This is a genomic window from Glutamicibacter sp. BW77, from assembly GCF_002332285.1.
In the GTDB taxonomy this organism is placed as follows: Bacteria; Actinomycetota; Actinomycetes; order Actinomycetales; family Micrococcaceae; genus Glutamicibacter; species Glutamicibacter bergerei.
Genome location: NZ_NRGT01000076.1, coordinates 70,566 through 85,953, shown reverse-complemented (window position 1 = coordinate 85,953; position 15,388 = coordinate 70,566). Strand labels below are relative to the sequence as shown.

13 protein-coding genes are annotated in these 15,388 nt (G+C 54.4%); 12 read left to right on the top strand and 1 reads right to left on the bottom strand.

Annotated elements, in window-relative coordinates; all coding sequences use genetic code 11:
* Nucleotides 1-491: 491 nt before the first annotated feature.
* Nucleotides 492-860: a hypothetical protein gene (locus CIK74_RS15780; protein WP_096257161.1), complete on the bottom strand. Its 369-nt coding sequence runs from the start codon at nucleotides 858-860 to the stop codon at nucleotides 492-494.
* Between the two features lie 232 nt (nucleotides 861-1,092).
* Here CIK74_RS15780 and CIK74_RS15775 point away from each other — a divergent pair, with 232 nt between their 5' ends.
* The 12 genes from CIK74_RS15775 to CIK74_RS15720 all read left to right on the top strand — a co-directional run bounded on the left by CIK74_RS15775 (nucleotide 1,093) and on the right by CIK74_RS15720 (nucleotide 15,370).
* Nucleotides 1,093-2,727, top strand: coding sequence for an ABC transporter substrate-binding protein (locus CIK74_RS15775; RefSeq protein WP_096257160.1), 1,635 nt, complete (start codon nucleotides 1,093-1,095; stop codon nucleotides 2,725-2,727).
* A 138-nt stretch (nucleotides 2,728-2,865) separates the two neighbouring features.
* The gene (locus CIK74_RS15770; protein ID WP_096257159.1) at nucleotides 2,866-3,957 is read left to right on the top strand and encodes an ABC transporter permease; all 1,092 of its coding nucleotides are present in this window, start codon (nucleotides 2,866-2,868) and stop codon (nucleotides 3,955-3,957) included.
* 2 nt (nucleotides 3,958-3,959) lie between these two features.
* Nucleotides 3,960-4,937 carry an ABC transporter permease gene (locus CIK74_RS15765; protein WP_096257158.1) on the top strand — a complete coding sequence of 326 codons (978 nt, stop codon included), beginning with the start codon at nucleotides 3,960-3,962 and terminating at the stop codon, nucleotides 4,935-4,937.
* Complete coding sequence (locus tag CIK74_RS15760) at nucleotides 4,934-6,619, top strand: ABC transporter ATP-binding protein (RefSeq protein ID WP_096257157.1); 1,686 nt, start codon at nucleotides 4,934-4,936, stop codon at nucleotides 6,617-6,619. Before CIK74_RS15765 ends, CIK74_RS15760 begins: the two co-directional genes overlap by 4 nt.
* 96 nt (nucleotides 6,620-6,715) lie before the next feature.
* Nucleotides 6,716-7,087 (top strand): chorismate mutase, encoded by a 372-nt coding sequence (locus CIK74_RS15755; protein ID WP_096257156.1) that lies wholly within the window; start codon nucleotides 6,716-6,718, stop codon nucleotides 7,085-7,087.
* Complete coding sequence (locus CIK74_RS15750; RefSeq protein ID WP_096257155.1) at nucleotides 7,080-8,132, top strand: hypothetical protein; 1,053 nt, start codon at nucleotides 7,080-7,082, stop codon at nucleotides 8,130-8,132. Before CIK74_RS15755 ends, CIK74_RS15750 begins: the two co-directional genes overlap by 8 nt.
* A gap of 135 nt (nucleotides 8,133-8,267) precedes the next feature.
* Complete coding sequence (gene mtrA, locus CIK74_RS15745) at nucleotides 8,268-8,948, top strand: MtrAB system response regulator MtrA (RefSeq protein ID WP_096257154.1); 681 nt, start codon at nucleotides 8,268-8,270, stop codon at nucleotides 8,946-8,948.
* Nucleotides 8,945-10,759, top strand: coding sequence for an MtrAB system histidine kinase MtrB (gene mtrB / locus CIK74_RS15740; protein ID WP_096257153.1), 1,815 nt, complete (start codon nucleotides 8,945-8,947; stop codon nucleotides 10,757-10,759). The genes mtrA and mtrB overlap by 4 nt, the downstream gene beginning before the upstream one ends.
* Nucleotides 10,759-12,462, top strand: a complete 1,704-nt coding sequence (locus CIK74_RS15735; RefSeq protein WP_096257152.1) for an LpqB family beta-propeller domain-containing protein — start codon at nucleotides 10,759-10,761, stop codon at nucleotides 12,460-12,462. Before mtrB ends, CIK74_RS15735 begins: the two co-directional genes overlap by 1 nt.
* Nucleotides 12,463-12,705: 243 nt before the next feature.
* Nucleotides 12,706-13,305, top strand: a complete 600-nt coding sequence (locus CIK74_RS15730) for a ComF family protein (protein WP_096257151.1) — start codon at nucleotides 12,706-12,708, stop codon at nucleotides 13,303-13,305.
* A gap of 173 nt (nucleotides 13,306-13,478) precedes the next feature.
* Nucleotides 13,479-14,177 carry a ribosome-associated translation inhibitor RaiA gene (gene raiA, locus CIK74_RS15725; protein WP_096257150.1) on the top strand — a complete coding sequence of 233 codons (699 nt, stop codon included), beginning with the start codon at nucleotides 13,479-13,481 and terminating at the stop codon, nucleotides 14,175-14,177.
* 68 nt (nucleotides 14,178-14,245) lie between these two features.
* Nucleotides 14,246-15,370 (top strand): crosslink repair DNA glycosylase YcaQ family protein, encoded by a 1,125-nt coding sequence (locus CIK74_RS15720; protein ID WP_205738296.1) that lies wholly within the window; start codon nucleotides 14,246-14,248, stop codon nucleotides 15,368-15,370.
* Nucleotides 15,371-15,388: the final 18 nt, after the last annotated feature.

Below are 15,388 nucleotides of genomic sequence, written 5' to 3'. Positions count from 1 at the left end.
TCAAATACGGGGATTTAACAATGAACCTCAGGGTAGTTACGTTTTTGATTGGACGGTGCTGTCTAGGTCGTTTGACGCATGGGTTGTCCACAGCAGGCAATTGAGTTTTCGGAAGTGACCTAGGGTAGGAGCCATCAGCTAGTTTGCTGGTTCAGAGCTGCGGGTTCCTGATGAAGAACCTTTCGACTTTGCGATCATGACACCACGCGAAGCGCCGGCGCAGGGGATAGCCGTTGAATCCTGCGCAGAAGGGCCTCGTCCAGAAATGAAGCAAGTAGGAATTGCTGTTCCCGAATAATATTCGGGTTTCACTGCCTAATTCCCGGGTTATGGGATATGCAGATGGTCAGGCAGAACTGGCTTTTATCGGTGCAACTTAGCAAGCGCAGAAGTGTGGCATGAGCCAAGAAATCTTCTAAGAAATACAAACGGCTGGGCTCAAGAATCCATAAATGATTCTTGAGCCCAGCCTTTTGATCTACTGCGAAAGCTTAGTTGCCGTCTTCGTCGACGATGCCAAACATGCGTGCGGAAATGTCTTGGTACTCCACGCGGGTTTTCCCAGAGTCTAGTGCCGGAAGTTGTGCTGGAGAGTGAATGGCGCAGTGCACGAAGTCGAAGTTTGGCCACCATTTCTTGGGACGTTCGTATTCGTCCTGCCCGCAGACGATGCAGGTGAGGTGGACCCATACTGGGCGGGCTCCGGCTTTGCGGTTCGCCCGAGACTGCACTAACCAGGCCGGTGGGTTTGCATTGAGCTCGGCAAATTCCTTCTCGCTCATGCGCGGGGCAATGCCATGGCGCTTGGCCATTTCCATGGGAATATCCAACGCAATTGCTGCATCTCTACGTGTCATCATCGTGTCCAAGCCTAGAGTACGGGGACTTTGTTCGGTATATGTCTTTGCTCTCGGCTGCGCTACATGCAAGACAAAGCGAGGCGCGGGTCACCTGATGGTGCGAGCCAGATCTCAATTTATGTGGGAAAATCGGGTTATTCATTCGCCTTTGGTGACCTCAATCACCTAGGCTGTATGAAGCATGTGCTAACTATCACTCCGCACATGTTCTACAACAAGAGAAGGATTGCTCATGGCCAGCAAAAAGAACGGTATGCGACTCGCAGCTGCCGTTATCGGCATTTCCGCCCTCGCCCTGACCGGTTGTACCGGTCCATCGTCGAATGACGCGGGCAACGGCGGATCCGATGAAGCCAGCAGTGCCCCCATCACCCTGGGCACCACTGACAAGGTAACGTCGCTTGACCCAGCGGCTTCCTACGACAACGGTTCGTTCATGGTCATGAACCAGATCTACCCATTTGTACTGAACTCGGAGCCAGGCTCTCCAGATCCCTCCAACGACATGGCCGAGTCGGCCGAGTACACCAGCCCCACCGAATTCACGGTGAAGCTGAAGGCTGGTCTCAAGTGGGCTAACGGCCACGACTTGGACTCCAAGGACGTGAAGTTTTCCTTCGACCGCCAGCTAAAGATTGCTGACCCGAACGGCCCTTCCTCGCTGTTAGGCAACATGGAATCGGTTGAAGCTCCGGATGCCACCACCGTGGTCTTCAAGCTCAAGGTAGCCGAAGAGCAGACCTTCCCACAGGTGCTCACTTCGCCGGTTGGACCCATCGTTGATGATGAGGTCTTCCCAGCCGACAAGGTGCTGGATGACAAAGAAATCGTTGACGCTAAGGCCTTCGGTGGCCAGTACACCATCGATTCTTACAACAAGAACAACTTGATCTCCTTCGCTGCTAATGACGCGTACCAAGGCGTGCTTGGTGCTCCGGCAAACTCCAAAGCGGCAATCAAGTACTACGCCGATGCCAATAACCTCAAACTCGAGGTTCAAGAGGGCAAGATCGACGTTGCTTGGCGTTCACTGACGCCAACCGACATTGAAGACCTAGGCAAGGAAGAAAACCTTGCGGTCCATAAGGGCCCCGGTGGCGAGCTTCGCTACATTGTTTTCAACTTCGACTCCATGCCGTTTGGCGCTAAGACCGCCGATGCTGATCCGGCTAAGTCCTTGGCAGTACGCCAGGCTGCTGCACACCTGGTAGACCGTCAGTCAATCGCCACGAATGTCTACAAGGACACTTACACCCCGGCCTATTCCTACGTCCCACAGGGCTTCACCGGTGCAATTGAGCCGTTGAAGGACATGTACGGTACCGATGGAAAGCCAGATGCTGCCAAGGCCAAGAAGGCTCTAGAAGACGCAGGAGTAAAGACTCCGGTCAAGCTGGCGTTGCAGTACAACCCGGACCACTACGGACCGAACTCCGGTGACGAGTACGCACTGGTTGAAAAGCAGCTTGAAGCAGATGGCCTCTTCGATGTTGACCTGAAGTCGACCGAGTGGGTTACCTACCAGAAGCAGCGTGTCACCGACTACCCGGCCTACCAGCTGGGTTGGTTCCCTGACTACTCGGATGCTGACAACTACCTGTCGCCGTTCTTCGCCACCGACAACTTCCTGTCCAATGGCTACGACAATAAGGAAGTCGACTCGTTGATTTCCGAGCAGCGCGGTCAGTCCGACGTTGCAGAACGTACCGCATCGATCGAGAAGCTACAGACCATGGTCGCCGAAGATCTGTCGACCTTGCCATTGTTGCAGGGCTCGCAGGTAGCAGTAGCGGGCAAGGACGTTCAGGGTGTTGAAAAGACCTTGGACGCATCCTTCAAGTTCCGCCTTGGCGTGCTGAGCAAGTAGTCTCTGCCTCGCCATAAGAACACCTAAGACCAGGGGATCTACCCAAGTGCAGAAGTTTCTGCTCCACAGGTAGATCCCCTTGGCATGTCCACTTTGGACCAAGCACCAAAATTCTGATCCTGATACTAAGGACAAAAGATGACAATCACGTCGCAAACGGGCACAACACCTAGCCCGACACCTGCGCGCAAACCAGCGAAGCAGAAAGGCGGAGGTTTCCTCCGCTATCTGATTACCCGCTTTCTGCTGATCATTCCCACCGTTTTTATCCTCATCACGGTGGTCTTCTTCCTCATGCGCGTCACCGGTGATCCAATTACCGCGGCCATGGGTGGACGCCTAACCCCTGACCAACTAGCTATAAGAATCCATGAGGCTGGCTACGACCGTCCAGTCTTTATTCAATACATTGAATATCTAGGTCAAGTATTCTCCGGAAACCTCGGACGAACGATGAGCGATAATCGTGCAGTGACCGAAGTACTGGTCACCTACGGCGCGGCCACCTTAGAACTGGCTATTAACGCGGTCATCGTCGCTCTCGCAGTGGGCATTCCCCTGGGCCTCGTGGCCGCAAAATTCCGTGATCGCTACCCCGATGCAGTATTGCGAATCTTGGCAATTCTTTCCTACGCCACCCCGGTGTTCTTTGCCGGGTTGCTGCTGAAGCTAATTTTTGGGGTCTGGCTCGGTTGGCTGCCAATTAGTGGTCGCGCCGATTGGCAGACCGAACTAGCGCTGACTGGACTGCAGAACCCTTCCGGAATTTACTGGTTGGACGCCTTACGTAGCGGCAATATGGCCGCCCTAGGCGATGTCACTGCCCACGCGCTACTTCCTGCTTTGGCCTTGGGCCTGCTCACCGGTGGCGTGTTCTTGCGCCTAGTGCGCACCAATGCGATCGGAACGCTGGGCCGCGAATATGTGGAAGCCGGACGCTCCCGTGGTGTCAGTGAATTCCGCTTGGTGACCAAGCACGCTTACCGCCCGGCGTTGATCCCGATCATCACCGTGATGGGTCTGCAGATCGCTATGTTGCTCGGTGGTGCGGTACTGACCGAGACCACCTTCGAATGGGCCGGACTCGGCTTTAAACTCGCTGAGTATCTCACCGCCCGTGACTTTGTCGCCGTGCAGGGCATCGTGGTGGTGCTCGCAATTATCGTGGCTGTCACCAACTTTATTGTTGACATCCTTGCGGCCCTGATCGACCCGAGAGTCAGGTACTAACCATGAGTATCCCTTCGCTAGCTTCAGCCCGTAAGCCCTGGTTCGCTAGGCTCCCGGTAGTTTCGCACTTGCGCATGTCCTCTGGCCTGCAACGCGGAATGCTCATCGCAGGCCTCGTACTATCGGTGCTGTTCATCGTGTCGGCGCTTTTTGCTCCATTGATTGCTCCGTTCGACTTTGCGCAATCCTCCGATATGTCAGGTGACTTCCCGCGTCAATCGGCACCCGATGACAAATTTATTTGGGGCACCACCGTCACCGGCTACGACGTATTTTCACGCACCATGTATGGTGCACGTACCGCGATCTGGGTCATTATTGCCGCCGTGCTGATGTCCCTATTTATCGGTGTCCTGCTGGGCCTGATCTCCGGTTACCTCGGCGGCTGGTTTGACCGCATCATGGTGGTCCTGGCTGACGCGATCTACGCTTTCCCTTCCTTGCTCCTTGCCATCGTTATGTCGATTGTGATTTCTCAGGGGCAATCAAGCCTGTGGGGCGGCATCATGGCAGCGGCGATTTCCATCACCGTGGTCTTCATCCCGCAGTATTTCCGTGTGGTTCGCGCCGAGGTCATGCGACTGAAGGCAGAACCATTCGTGGAGTCGGCACAAGTTATTGGCTCAAGCCCGTGGCGCGTGATGTTCACGCACCTATTGCGTAACGCCACCCGCACACTGCCATTGATCTTCACCTTGAACGCGACCGAAGCGCTGCTCACCTTGGCAGGGTTGGGCTTCTTGGGGTTCGGCATCGAACCGACTGCTGCCTCAGAATGGGGCTTCGACCTCAACCGCGCGATGTCTGACGCCACCAGTGGCATCTGGTGGACCGGATTGTTCCCTGGCCTTGCCATCGTATTAACGGTGATGGGCCTGACCCTGGTGGGCGAATCAATGAATGATTTGAACGATCCACGGTTGCGCCGTTTTAGCCGCAAAAAAGCACAGCGCATCACGCAGGCAGGAGTCACCCGGTGAACAAGAAACTGAACACAGATCCGCAAAGCAACGATGATGTGTTGCGCATTGAAAACTTGAACATCGACTTTGTCACCGATGCCGGGGCTGTTCCGGCGGTTCGCGGTGTTGATCTGAGCGTCAAACCCGGGGAGATCCTGGCCATCGTTGGTGAATCCGGATCCGGTAAATCGGTTACCGCACGCACCGCGTTAGGTATTTTGGCCGAGAATGGTGCCTCGCATGGTGCGGTGTACCTCAAGGGCAAAAACATGCTCACTCTTCATGGATCAGCCTTGCGCGCCGCGCGAGGCCGCGATGTCTCGATGATTTTCCAGGAGCCCTCCACCGCACTGAACCCGGTGTACACGGTGGGTTGGCAGATTATGGAAGGCATCCGCGCACACACCAAAGTCTCGAAGAAGGAAGCTAAAGCACGCGCCATCGAGGCAATGCGACAGGTAGGAATTCCGGATCCCGAACAACGTGTGGATTACTACCCGCACCAGTTCTCCGGCGGACAGAAACAGCGTGTGGTGATCGCCTCGGCTCTGGCGCTGAAACCAGCTCTGATTGTTGCCGACGAACCGACCACCGCGTTGGATGTCACGGTACAGGCAGAAATCTTGGCCTTGCTACGCAACCTCCGCGACGAGTTGGGTACCGCAATCGTGATCATTACCCACAATATGGGTGTGGTTGCCGATATTGCAGATCGTGTCATCGTGATGAATCACGGGCAGGTCGTGGAGCAAGCTCCAGCAGTTGAGCTTTTCGAAAACCCGCAAGATGACTACACCAAGTCATTGCTTGCGGCGGTCCCACACCTGGGACGCAATTCTTCCTCAGAAGGTTTGAACGAACGACCACATTCTCGGGCTGAGGTACTGGTCGAGGCCAAGGGCTTACGCGTGCACTTCCCAGGGCGCATGGGTGCCCCAGGTTTTACCGCGGTCAACGGAGTGGATCTAAAAATTCATGCCGGTGAAGTCTATGGACTGGTCGGTGAGTCAGGTTCCGGTAAGACGACCATTGGTCGCAGTATCGCGGGTCTGAACAAGATCACCGATGGCTCACTTAATGTGTTGGGCTATGAAATGGCGCAGTACAAAGAACGAAGCTTCAAACCACTGCGTAAGCAGATTGGGTTTGTGTTCCAAGATCCGGCGGCAAGCTTTAACCCGCATCTGACTGTGGGTGAATGCGTCGCCGAACCGCTGAACGTGCACCGAGATCTGAATCCATCACAGACCCGGGCAAAAGTTGCTTCGCTCTTAGAAGCGGTTCAATTGCCAGGTGCTTATGCAGACCGTTATCCGCATGAGCTTTCCGGCGGGCAGCGTCAACGTGCATCTTTGGGGCGTGCCTTGGCACTTGAACCAAAATTGTTGATCGCTGATGAACCAACCAGTGCGTTGGACGTTTCGGTACAGGCGAAGGTTTTGGATTTGTTCCGTGAGCTTCAAACCGAGCTTGGCTTCGCAGCCTTGTTCGTCTCCCACGACCTAGCAGTCGTTGACATGCTGGCCTCGTGGGTGGGCGTGCTATACCGCGGTTCATTGATCGAGGAGGGTCTTGGCTCGCAAGTTCTCTCGAATCCGCAGAACGACTATACCCAGCGTTTGATCGCTTCCCTGCCGGTTCCGGACCCCCGCGAACAGGCCGAGCGACGCAAGCTGATTGAAGAACTGAACCGCGCTTAGGCGTAGTTAACGTTTTTGCCCCGACAACCGATCTTGGTTGTCGGGGCATCGTCACTTAATGGGAAATATAGGAGGTGAACACGTAAACTAAAGACCATGAGCGAGCCGAACAATACTGTGCCCAGCGAGGAATTCGACCCGCATGCCAGCTCCCTGCCTGGAGAGGTTGAGCAGGCAGTCCTCGACGAGTTATATGCAATCCGCGGGAGCATCGATAATTTTGATGCCCAGCTGGTCTATCTGCTTGCCGAACGTTTTAAAGCCACCCAGCGTGTGGGGCTACTGAAAGCTCGCCACGATCTGCCGCCAAGCGACCCAAACCGTGAAAAAGCACAAATTCAGCGGCTGCGTTCGCTAGCCCATGAGGCGCACCTTGACCCGGAATTTGCGGAGAAGTTTTTGAACTTCGTTATTTCCGAAGTAATCCGACACCACCAAAACATTTCTGACGCGCATAAAAATGACTGAAACCGGTGACGATTTCGCCCGCTCGGATGTTTTCGTCACTTCGTTCTGCCACTTTCCGGGGCAGGAACCGATGGAGATCCATAAGGTTGTTCGTGGGGAACTAGGCGAACCAAATCTTGCGGTCATGCCACAGCTGGCCGAACGTGGAGTAGGCGCAGACCCTTTGGGGCGAAGTACCTCGATGGTCAGCGACATGGGATTCGATTTGCAGCCTCATGGTTGGCGCATCGGTGTTGGCGATGGCATTGATGCCCGCCGAGCTCGTAGTTTCCTCAGAAGCGACGAAAACCTGCTTGCCGACGTTCTGGGAGCCGAGAAGAAGCCAGCTCAACGCCTCAAAGTTTCGGTGCTGGGACCATGGTCGTTAGCAGCGGGACTGTATTTGAGCCATGGCGAACGGATCTTGATAGATTACGGTGCCCGACGAGATATTCTCCAGGCCTACGCAGACGGGGTGAAACAGCATCTGCTCCGCCTGCGTTCAAGCACCTCGATTCGACAGTTCACGGTTCAACTTGACGAGCCTGAGCTTCCCGGCGTACTTGATGGAACGCTTCCCACCGCCAGTGGATATCGCACGCTGCGTTCAATCCCGCGCGCCGAAGTCCGCGAAGTTTATGCTCAATTTGTGCAAACCATGGCACAGATTGAGGGCACCAGCGTGATCGTTAACCTGCCCGGAGCCGATACTGACTGGATCAAACGCGTTGATATTCTGCATCAGGCAGGTGTCAACGGGTATTTGATTGACCCGCCATCGATGAACCACCCGCGATGGGAGCGGATGGCATCTTTGATTGAAGCCGGTTCACAAATCTATATGCAACTCTTAGCGCCGGGTATGCGAGCACCTGGCGTGGTCGAAGGCGTGCATCACGTGTTGCGTCCGTGGCAGCAATTAGGTCTTCCGTTGACGCGCCTAGGCCAACTAACACTCATGCCGGCTACGAGCTTCGCTCACTCTAGCTCTAGCCAGGTCATTGAGTGCCTGCAACACCTCACCGGTTATGCCCAAGCTCTGGAGCAAACCCGAGTGGATGCATAGAAGAAGTCTTGATTCGTGCGGTCACACCACGAAAGTGGGGGTGCGTCATGTATCTTAGGAAGAGTGGGGAAAGTAAAAGTACCCGTTTAGGTCACGTGGCTTATGCCAATGCTTTCGGTTTCAGGGGGATGTTGTATGAAGGCTCGGATTTTAGTCGTCGACGATGACGAGGCGCTGTCGGAAATGATCGGCATCGTCCTACAGAATGACGGCTTTGACGCATCATTTTGTTACGACGGATCCGGAGCATTGGAAGCTTTCCGCGAATCAAATCCAGATCTGGTCTTGTTGGACCTGATGTTGCCTGGAATTGACGGCATCGAGGTATGCAAGCAGATCCGTGCTGAATCTGATGTACCGGTAGTCATGCTGACGGCCAAATCAGATACCGCCGACGTAGTGCGCGGACTAGAATCTGGCGCAGATGATTACGTACCCAAGCCATTTAAACCAGCCGAGCTGGTAGCGCGCGTCCGTGCACGCTTACGCCCGAATGAGACTCATGCGGCAGAAACTTTGACCGTAGGAGATGTCTCCATTGACGTCGCCGGACACCGAGTGACCCGCGCGGATAAACAAGTTTCGTTAACTCCTTTGGAATTTGACCTATTGGTCACCATGGCACGTAAGCCTTGGCAGGTCTTTAGCCGTGAACAGCTATTGGAGGCAGTCTGGGGTTACCGTCACGCTGCCGACACCCGTCTGGTCAACGTGCACGTGCAGCGTTTGCGTTCAAAAATTGAGGTAGATCCCGAGAAGCCACAGGTCATTCAGACCATTCGCGGTGTGGGTTACAAGGCTGGTACGGCAAGTTGAGTGAACACGCCACGACCGGAAACGAGATTGTGCCGGTCGATGCGCGTGTCCAAGTCCCTCCGGTAGCTCCTGCATTCTTGCGCTTGAAGCTCTGGATTCGGCGACCAATCGAATGGATTCGCCAGCGCTGGCAGCGACACTTGATGTATCGCACGGTGATTTCCACCCTGCTCTTTACCTCATTAGCGCTGTTAGCAGCCGGCGCCTTTCTTTCCAACCAGATTTCCTCTGCGCTTTTCAGCGAACGCTTCAACCAGATTTCCAAAGAATCTGAACGTGGCCTGACCCAGGCGCGTTCTATTTTGGAATCGGCATCAACCACCGACCGTGTCTCTACCCAGTCATTGGTCAACTCGACACTGGCCACGCTTGAAGGTGATGGAGCCACGGTGATCCGTGACTTTGTACTTAAACCAGTTCCGGTGGCGGGCGATGAGAACCTGTATGTAGGACCAACGGCGTCAGGCTCCTTGACAACTCGCGTTGTTCCCGAAGATCTTGCCGAAAGCGTACAGAGCAATTCGGGGATTTTCTGGCGTTCCATTGAGCTCGGCGTGGATTCTGACCGGCAACCCGGGATTATTATCGGCACCAAGGTACTGATCCCACCAGGTCGTGAATACGGACTGTATCTGGTCTATGACTTATCCAGCGTGCAAAGCACCTTAGAGTTCATCAACCGTGCCATGGCCTTTACTGGTCTAGTGCTCCTGTTGGTCGTCGGTTTCATTTCTTGGTCTGTTTCCCGAACAGTAGTTCGCCCCGTGGCCGATGCCGCTTATGTTTCGGAACGTATTGCCGCCGGCGATCTTGATCGCAGAATGAAAGTTGCAGGTAAAGACGAGGTCGCACGCCTGGGAACCGCTTTTAACCACATGGCGCAGTCTCTGCAAGAACAGATCACTGCGCTAAATAATCTTTCGGCTATGCAACAGCGTTTTGTTTCAGACGTTTCTCATGAATTGCGTACCCCGCTCACGACGGTGCGAATGGCCGCCGAGCTGATTCACGACGCACGCGAAAACTTTGATCCGCTCACCTCACGTTCCGCGGAGCTGATGTACGAACAAATCGAGCGATTCCAGAACCTGCTCAACGATCTGCTTGAAGTCTCCCGGTTCGATGCAGGAGTCGCGGTGCTTGATCGTGAATCTACTGATTTAAATGTCATCGTTCGTAAGGTGATCGACATTGCCACTCCGGTCGCTGATGAGTACGGTTCGATCATTCGATTTAACGCCCCGGCGGAGGGCTGTGTCGCAGAATTTGATCCGCGTCGAGTGGAGCGCATTGTACGAAACTTGGTGTTAAACGCGGTGGAGCATGGTGAGCAGAACCCCATTGATATCACCATCGGACAGAATGACTCATCCGTTGCGGTCACCGTGCGTGACTACGGCATCGGTATGAGTCCCGAAGCCAGCCAGCACGTTTTTGATCGATTCTGGCGCGCAGATCCGGCTCGCGCTCGCACCACGGGCGGATCCGGCCTGGGACTTTCCATTTCTATGGAAGACACTCGCTTGCATGATGGACGTTTGGAAACCTGGGGAAAGAAGGGTGTTGGATCGGTATTCCGGCTCACCTTACCTCGAACCGAATTCGATTCCATTTCCTCCTCACCGCTTCCTCTGGAACCGTCCGTGACCGAAGAGATCGTTGGATTGCTTGGGGATTCCTTCCCGCTGACCGGCGAAGTGCCAAAGATTGGTTACACCCCACTGATTTTGGATGACGAAGATATTTTGATTGAGGATGAAATTTCCCTCAAACCTATGGATCCAACAGACGGCCAAGGGGAGAGTAAATAATGCGCCTACGTCTACCTCAGCTCCTGGCACTCATACTGACCGGACTCTTAGTACTGGCTGGTTGCGCTACTATTCCGCGCAATTCGATGGTGCAACAGATCGAGGCCGAGTCTAATCAGGAAGAGTCCCAGCCCTTCCGCTTCGACGCGCAAGGCCCCACTGAGGGATCGGACGCGCGGCGTATCGTTGAGGGGTTTGTTGAGGCCGGGCGTTCGGTCCTTGAAGATTATGCGCTCTCACGCGAATTCATGACTCCCGAACTGGGTGCCGACTGGCGAGGTGATAGCCGCACCCTGATTTACGAGGCAATGAACGTGCTGACCGGGGCCGACAGCAATCGGTATACGATACAGCTTGAAATATCAGGCGAAATAGATGCGATGGGCGTCTATACCCAGGAACCAGAGCACTCCACGCGTGCGGTGGATGTTGAAGTGACCAAGGTCGAAGACCAATGGCGGATCTCAAAGGCCCCAGACGGCATCATGCTTGAGTCAAGCTCCTTCAGCAAGATTTTCTCGCCCCAGACTATTTATTTTTACGACTCCAGTTTCAACTATTTGGTGCCTGACGTCCGGTGGTTCACCTCTGGCGCCGGCACCACGACTTCCATGGTGGAAGCGCTGCTGGCCGGCCCCGCACCCTATCTGCAGAACGCTGTAGTTTCTGCTTTTTCTCCAGCTAGCACTCTTGTGCGTTCAGCAGTGCCGGTACAAGACGGTGTGGCGACGGTTGACCTTAGCGCCGAAAGCATTCGGGAATCCTCCGACCGTGCGAAGCAATTGATGCAGCAACAACTAGAGCAAACGCTGACCGCCTTGTCCTCGGTCAGTACTGTGCGCATGTTGCAAGAGGAAACCGAAGTAACCCTGGGCGCTCCAGCAGCGAACTTTGTTACCGCGCAAATTAATCCAAGTACTCCAGACACACTCATCGCGATCTCCAACGAGTCGCTGGTGTACGTCAAGGGACGTTCGATTATTCCCGTCGGTGGCGTGCCAGACATCTCGGCTTATCACCCGCGCAACCCGGCTATGTCAGCGGTGGGCAATAGATATGCTTTCCTGAACGGTAAATCCACTCAATTGATGACAATCGATGAAAGTGGAAGAGTTGGACTGGCCGCAACAGGCGGGGCATTTATCCGGCCATCGATTGATGTGGCTGGCTGGACCTGGACAGCGGACAACGCGGCGGAGCATCCCTTACTAGTAGTTCCGGAAGACGTGGCCGGGCAAGGCGAAGCCCGCCCGATTAGCGTGTCGTGGCTTGAGGATACGAAAGTAACCTCGCTATCGATTTCCCGAGATGGGGCCAGGGCGTTGATTGTTGCCGAGAAGAACAATGAATCAACCGTATACATTGCCGGAATAGTGCGTGACGCCGATGGCGTTCCGCGTGGCCTGAGCGATGAACCAATGAAGGTCTACCCCTCCGTTCCGGTATCAACGGCGGTCTGGGACTCGGACCGGTCAATTATCGTGGCTAAACTGAGCACCACCGAACAGGTAGCTGCCGAGCAGCTCACCTTTGAACATGGTTCGGAACGCTTGGGGCTTCTGCTGGGAATGACCGGTATAACTTCTGGTGTAGGCGACCTCCGACCGGTATATGCCGAAACCAGCGAGGAACTTTATACTCGAGTGGGCAATTCTTGGCATGCGCTAGATGATTATGCCAAAGACGTCGCCTACCCGGGCTGAGTCCACAAACCGCCAATAGTTCACTGCGTACGCACCGAGCACCTCCAAGCTTGAGGTATGCCGGTTCCGTCACGCCTACTGAATTTTCTGGACACTCAAATACATTCGCGCAGTGTTGGGTGGCTGATGTTTGCAGTGCGCGAAACGATAAACCTTTTATTACCTGCGAGTTGTGCAATTTGCGAGCGTGCCGATTTTCGGCTTTGCCCCGAATGCCGGCGCAAGGTTCACCAGCAATTATTTTTGCCCCCACTCGGTGAGCAACTCCAGTTCTATGTTGAATTACCTACTCTTCAATGGCAGCTACCGGTCAGTGCGACCGGCATTTATCGTAACGAGTTGGCCCGCGCGATCTTGTCCTTCAAAAATCAGCAACGCTATTTTTTGGCACAAGAATTTGCGCCGTTTCTGGCCGCCGCAATTAACACTGCCTGCCCTCCTCGACTATTCGATCAACCCACGTTGTTGGTTCCCATGCCCAGCTCAGTGCGTGCCATAGGTACTCGTGGCTATCGTCCGGTCCAGGTGATGCTGCACGAGGCGCAACGTAGGGGCCTTCTGGCCGCGCACACTCGAACGGCACCCTTGTTGCATTATCGGTTCGGGCGTCTTTTGAGCGGAGCGCAGAAATCTAAGTCAGGTTCGGCTCGACGTGGTGGCGACTCGCCGTTGATTGCCGAAATTCCGGCAGAACTAAGGCAGCCGATCCTCCTGATCGATGATGTAACTACTACCGGAGCTACGTTGCGCAAAGCTGCGATTGCCTGTTTTGACGCCGGTTATGACGTGGTTGGTGCGGTCGTTCTTGCCTATACGAAACCCCCTATCGATGACGAGGACTAAACGATTTCGCTGAACGCGATATGAAATCTAGCGGTTGGGTACTTGAATCTTGACGGAAGTGGCATAGGGTGAAGTATGGGTTGCATCACAGATGCAGCGAAGGCCCATCTTCAGCCTTTGGGGGAGGAAACCCCCGGGCTGTTGTGTCACCCGACTCCCTATTGGAGGACACCATGGAGCTGAATTACAGCGGACGTAATATCACCGTTTCGGATCGATTCCGTGAGTACGTGGACGAGAAAATCACGAAAGTTGATCAGCTGGCCAGTAAGGTCCAGCGCATCGATGTGAAAGTTGTCCAGGAAACACATGCACGCAATCAGAGCACAGCGCTCAGCGTCGAATTGACGGTCGTTTCCAAGGGGCCGGCCATTCGTGCTGAAGCCCGTGGAGCCGATAAATTTGCGGCATTCGACATTGCATTCGCAAAGCTCCTTGAACGACTGCGCAAGGCACGTGACAAGAAGAAAGTGCATCGCGGAAACCATGCGCCGATCGCAGTTCACGAGGCGACCAGTACGTTGCCGGTAGTGCAAAGCGGCAAGTCGCTGGTTGAAGAAACTCTCGAAGCACAAGCAATCGCTGAGGCTCAGGCTAACGAGAAGGAAGCGGAATACTCACCAGTTGTTATTCGCCGCAAGGTCTTCCCAGCAGAAGTCATGAGTGTCGATGATGCAGTAGACCGCATGGAGCTAGTTGGGCACCCGTTCTACCTGTTCATCGATGAAGCCTCCGGTGCGCACTCGGTAGTTTACGGACGAACCCAGTACCAGTACGGTGTGATCACCCTTGACCCTTCATTGAGTGAAAGCGACGAACTGCCAACCGAAATTCGCGGCTACCGCGATAAGGCTTTGGCAACTGAGGGTTAGTCATTAACAACTCGAACGACCTGGGCGGTCAACGCACTCTGGGCTTACCTCAAGCCCGCAGAATCGCGTTGGCCGCCCAAGGTCTGTCTCGTCCCCGCACCGAAGCAAAAATCTCCCCAAGGCATCTCAAAGGAACTCTTGGCAGGATTGCGCAATTGCAGATCGATTCGATCAATGTGGTCAAGCGAGCCCACTACGTTCCACTGTTCGTAAGATTAGGTCATTACGACACCACGCTTTTAGACACGCTTGTGTCGCAACAGCATGGGCCAATCACCGAATACTGGGCTCATGAGGCCAGTTATGTGCGTAGTGATCTGGTGCCGGACCTTATTCCGTGGCAGCGCCGTCGCTGGGTAGACCGTTCGGAAAGTTTTGATAGTGAGCTCAGTGCATTGGCTGACCGAGTGCTTGTCTATCTCGAAGCACACCCAGGCACCAGTGCTCGTGAATTGAGTATTGCTCTGGACGTAGCGGCGATGAAAGATCGAGAACACTGGGGATGGAATTGGAATGACACCAAGATCGTCACTGAATCGCTCTTTGCTCAGGGAAAAATTCTCGCGTTAGGCAGAAACTCACGATTTGAACGATTGTTCGCTTTAGGGCAAGTAGTCCTGCCTACTCTTCAGAACGTAGAAAGTAGAGCTAAAGAAGACGCGCTGCGAAGGTTAGTCTTGGAATCCCTTTCGGCCCAGGGGATCGGGACTAAGCACTGCATTGCAGAGTACTTCCGACTTCCGCTAAAGGAAGTGGGAAGTGCTTTGGAATCTCTAGCAGAGCACGGGCTAGTCCAGAAGGTGCAAGTTCAAGACATTAATGAACAGTGCTATCTGTTGCCAGAGACAAAAATTCCTCGGAATATCGTACCTGATCTGCGCTTATTGGCCCCATTCGATTCCATGGTCTTCAACCGGCGACGCCTGGAACTATTTTTTGATTTCGAATACCGTGTCGAAATTTATGTGCCTAAGGATAAGCGGAGGTATGGCTACTATGCATTTCCGATGCTTTACGGTGACCGCTTCATTGGTAGGGTCGATCTAAAAGCGGACCGCGCGGGCGGCGAATTACAGGTAAATTCGGTGCATTACGAGAGTCATGCGCCGACTGAAGTTTCTGCGGCCCTCGATTTTGAACTTGAGCGGATGGCCAATTGGCTCGGCTTAGGCGAAGTGAAATATTTTCTGTGAACGGGCTGTCAGTGCAGT

What these genes read in the sequence shown, in the direction of transcription:
- CIK74_RS15780 (WP_096257161.1), bottom strand. Translation starts at nt 860, where the DNA reads ATGATGACACGTAGAGATGCAGCAATTGCGTTGGATATTCCCATGGAA.
- CIK74_RS15775 (WP_096257160.1), top strand. Translation starts at nt 1,093, where the DNA reads ATGGCCAGCAAAAAGAACGGTATGCGACTCGCAGCTGCCGTTATCGGC.
- CIK74_RS15770 (WP_096257159.1), top strand. Translation starts at nt 2,866, where the DNA reads ATGACAATCACGTCGCAAACGGGCACAACACCTAGCCCGACACCTGCG.
- CIK74_RS15765 (WP_096257158.1), top strand. Translation starts at nt 3,960, where the DNA reads ATGAGTATCCCTTCGCTAGCTTCAGCCCGTAAGCCCTGGTTCGCTAGG.
- CIK74_RS15755 (WP_096257156.1), top strand. Translation starts at nt 6,716, where the DNA reads ATGAGCGAGCCGAACAATACTGTGCCCAGCGAGGAATTCGACCCGCAT.
- CIK74_RS15750 (WP_096257155.1), top strand. Translation starts at nt 7,080, where the DNA reads ATGACTGAAACCGGTGACGATTTCGCCCGCTCGGATGTTTTCGTCACT.
- mtrA (WP_096257154.1), top strand. Translation starts at nt 8,268, where the DNA reads ATGAAGGCTCGGATTTTAGTCGTCGACGATGACGAGGCGCTGTCGGAA.
- CIK74_RS15735 (WP_096257152.1), top strand. Translation starts at nt 10,759, where the DNA reads ATGCGCCTACGTCTACCTCAGCTCCTGGCACTCATACTGACCGGACTC.
- raiA (WP_096257150.1), top strand. Translation starts at nt 13,479, where the DNA reads ATGGAGCTGAATTACAGCGGACGTAATATCACCGTTTCGGATCGATTC.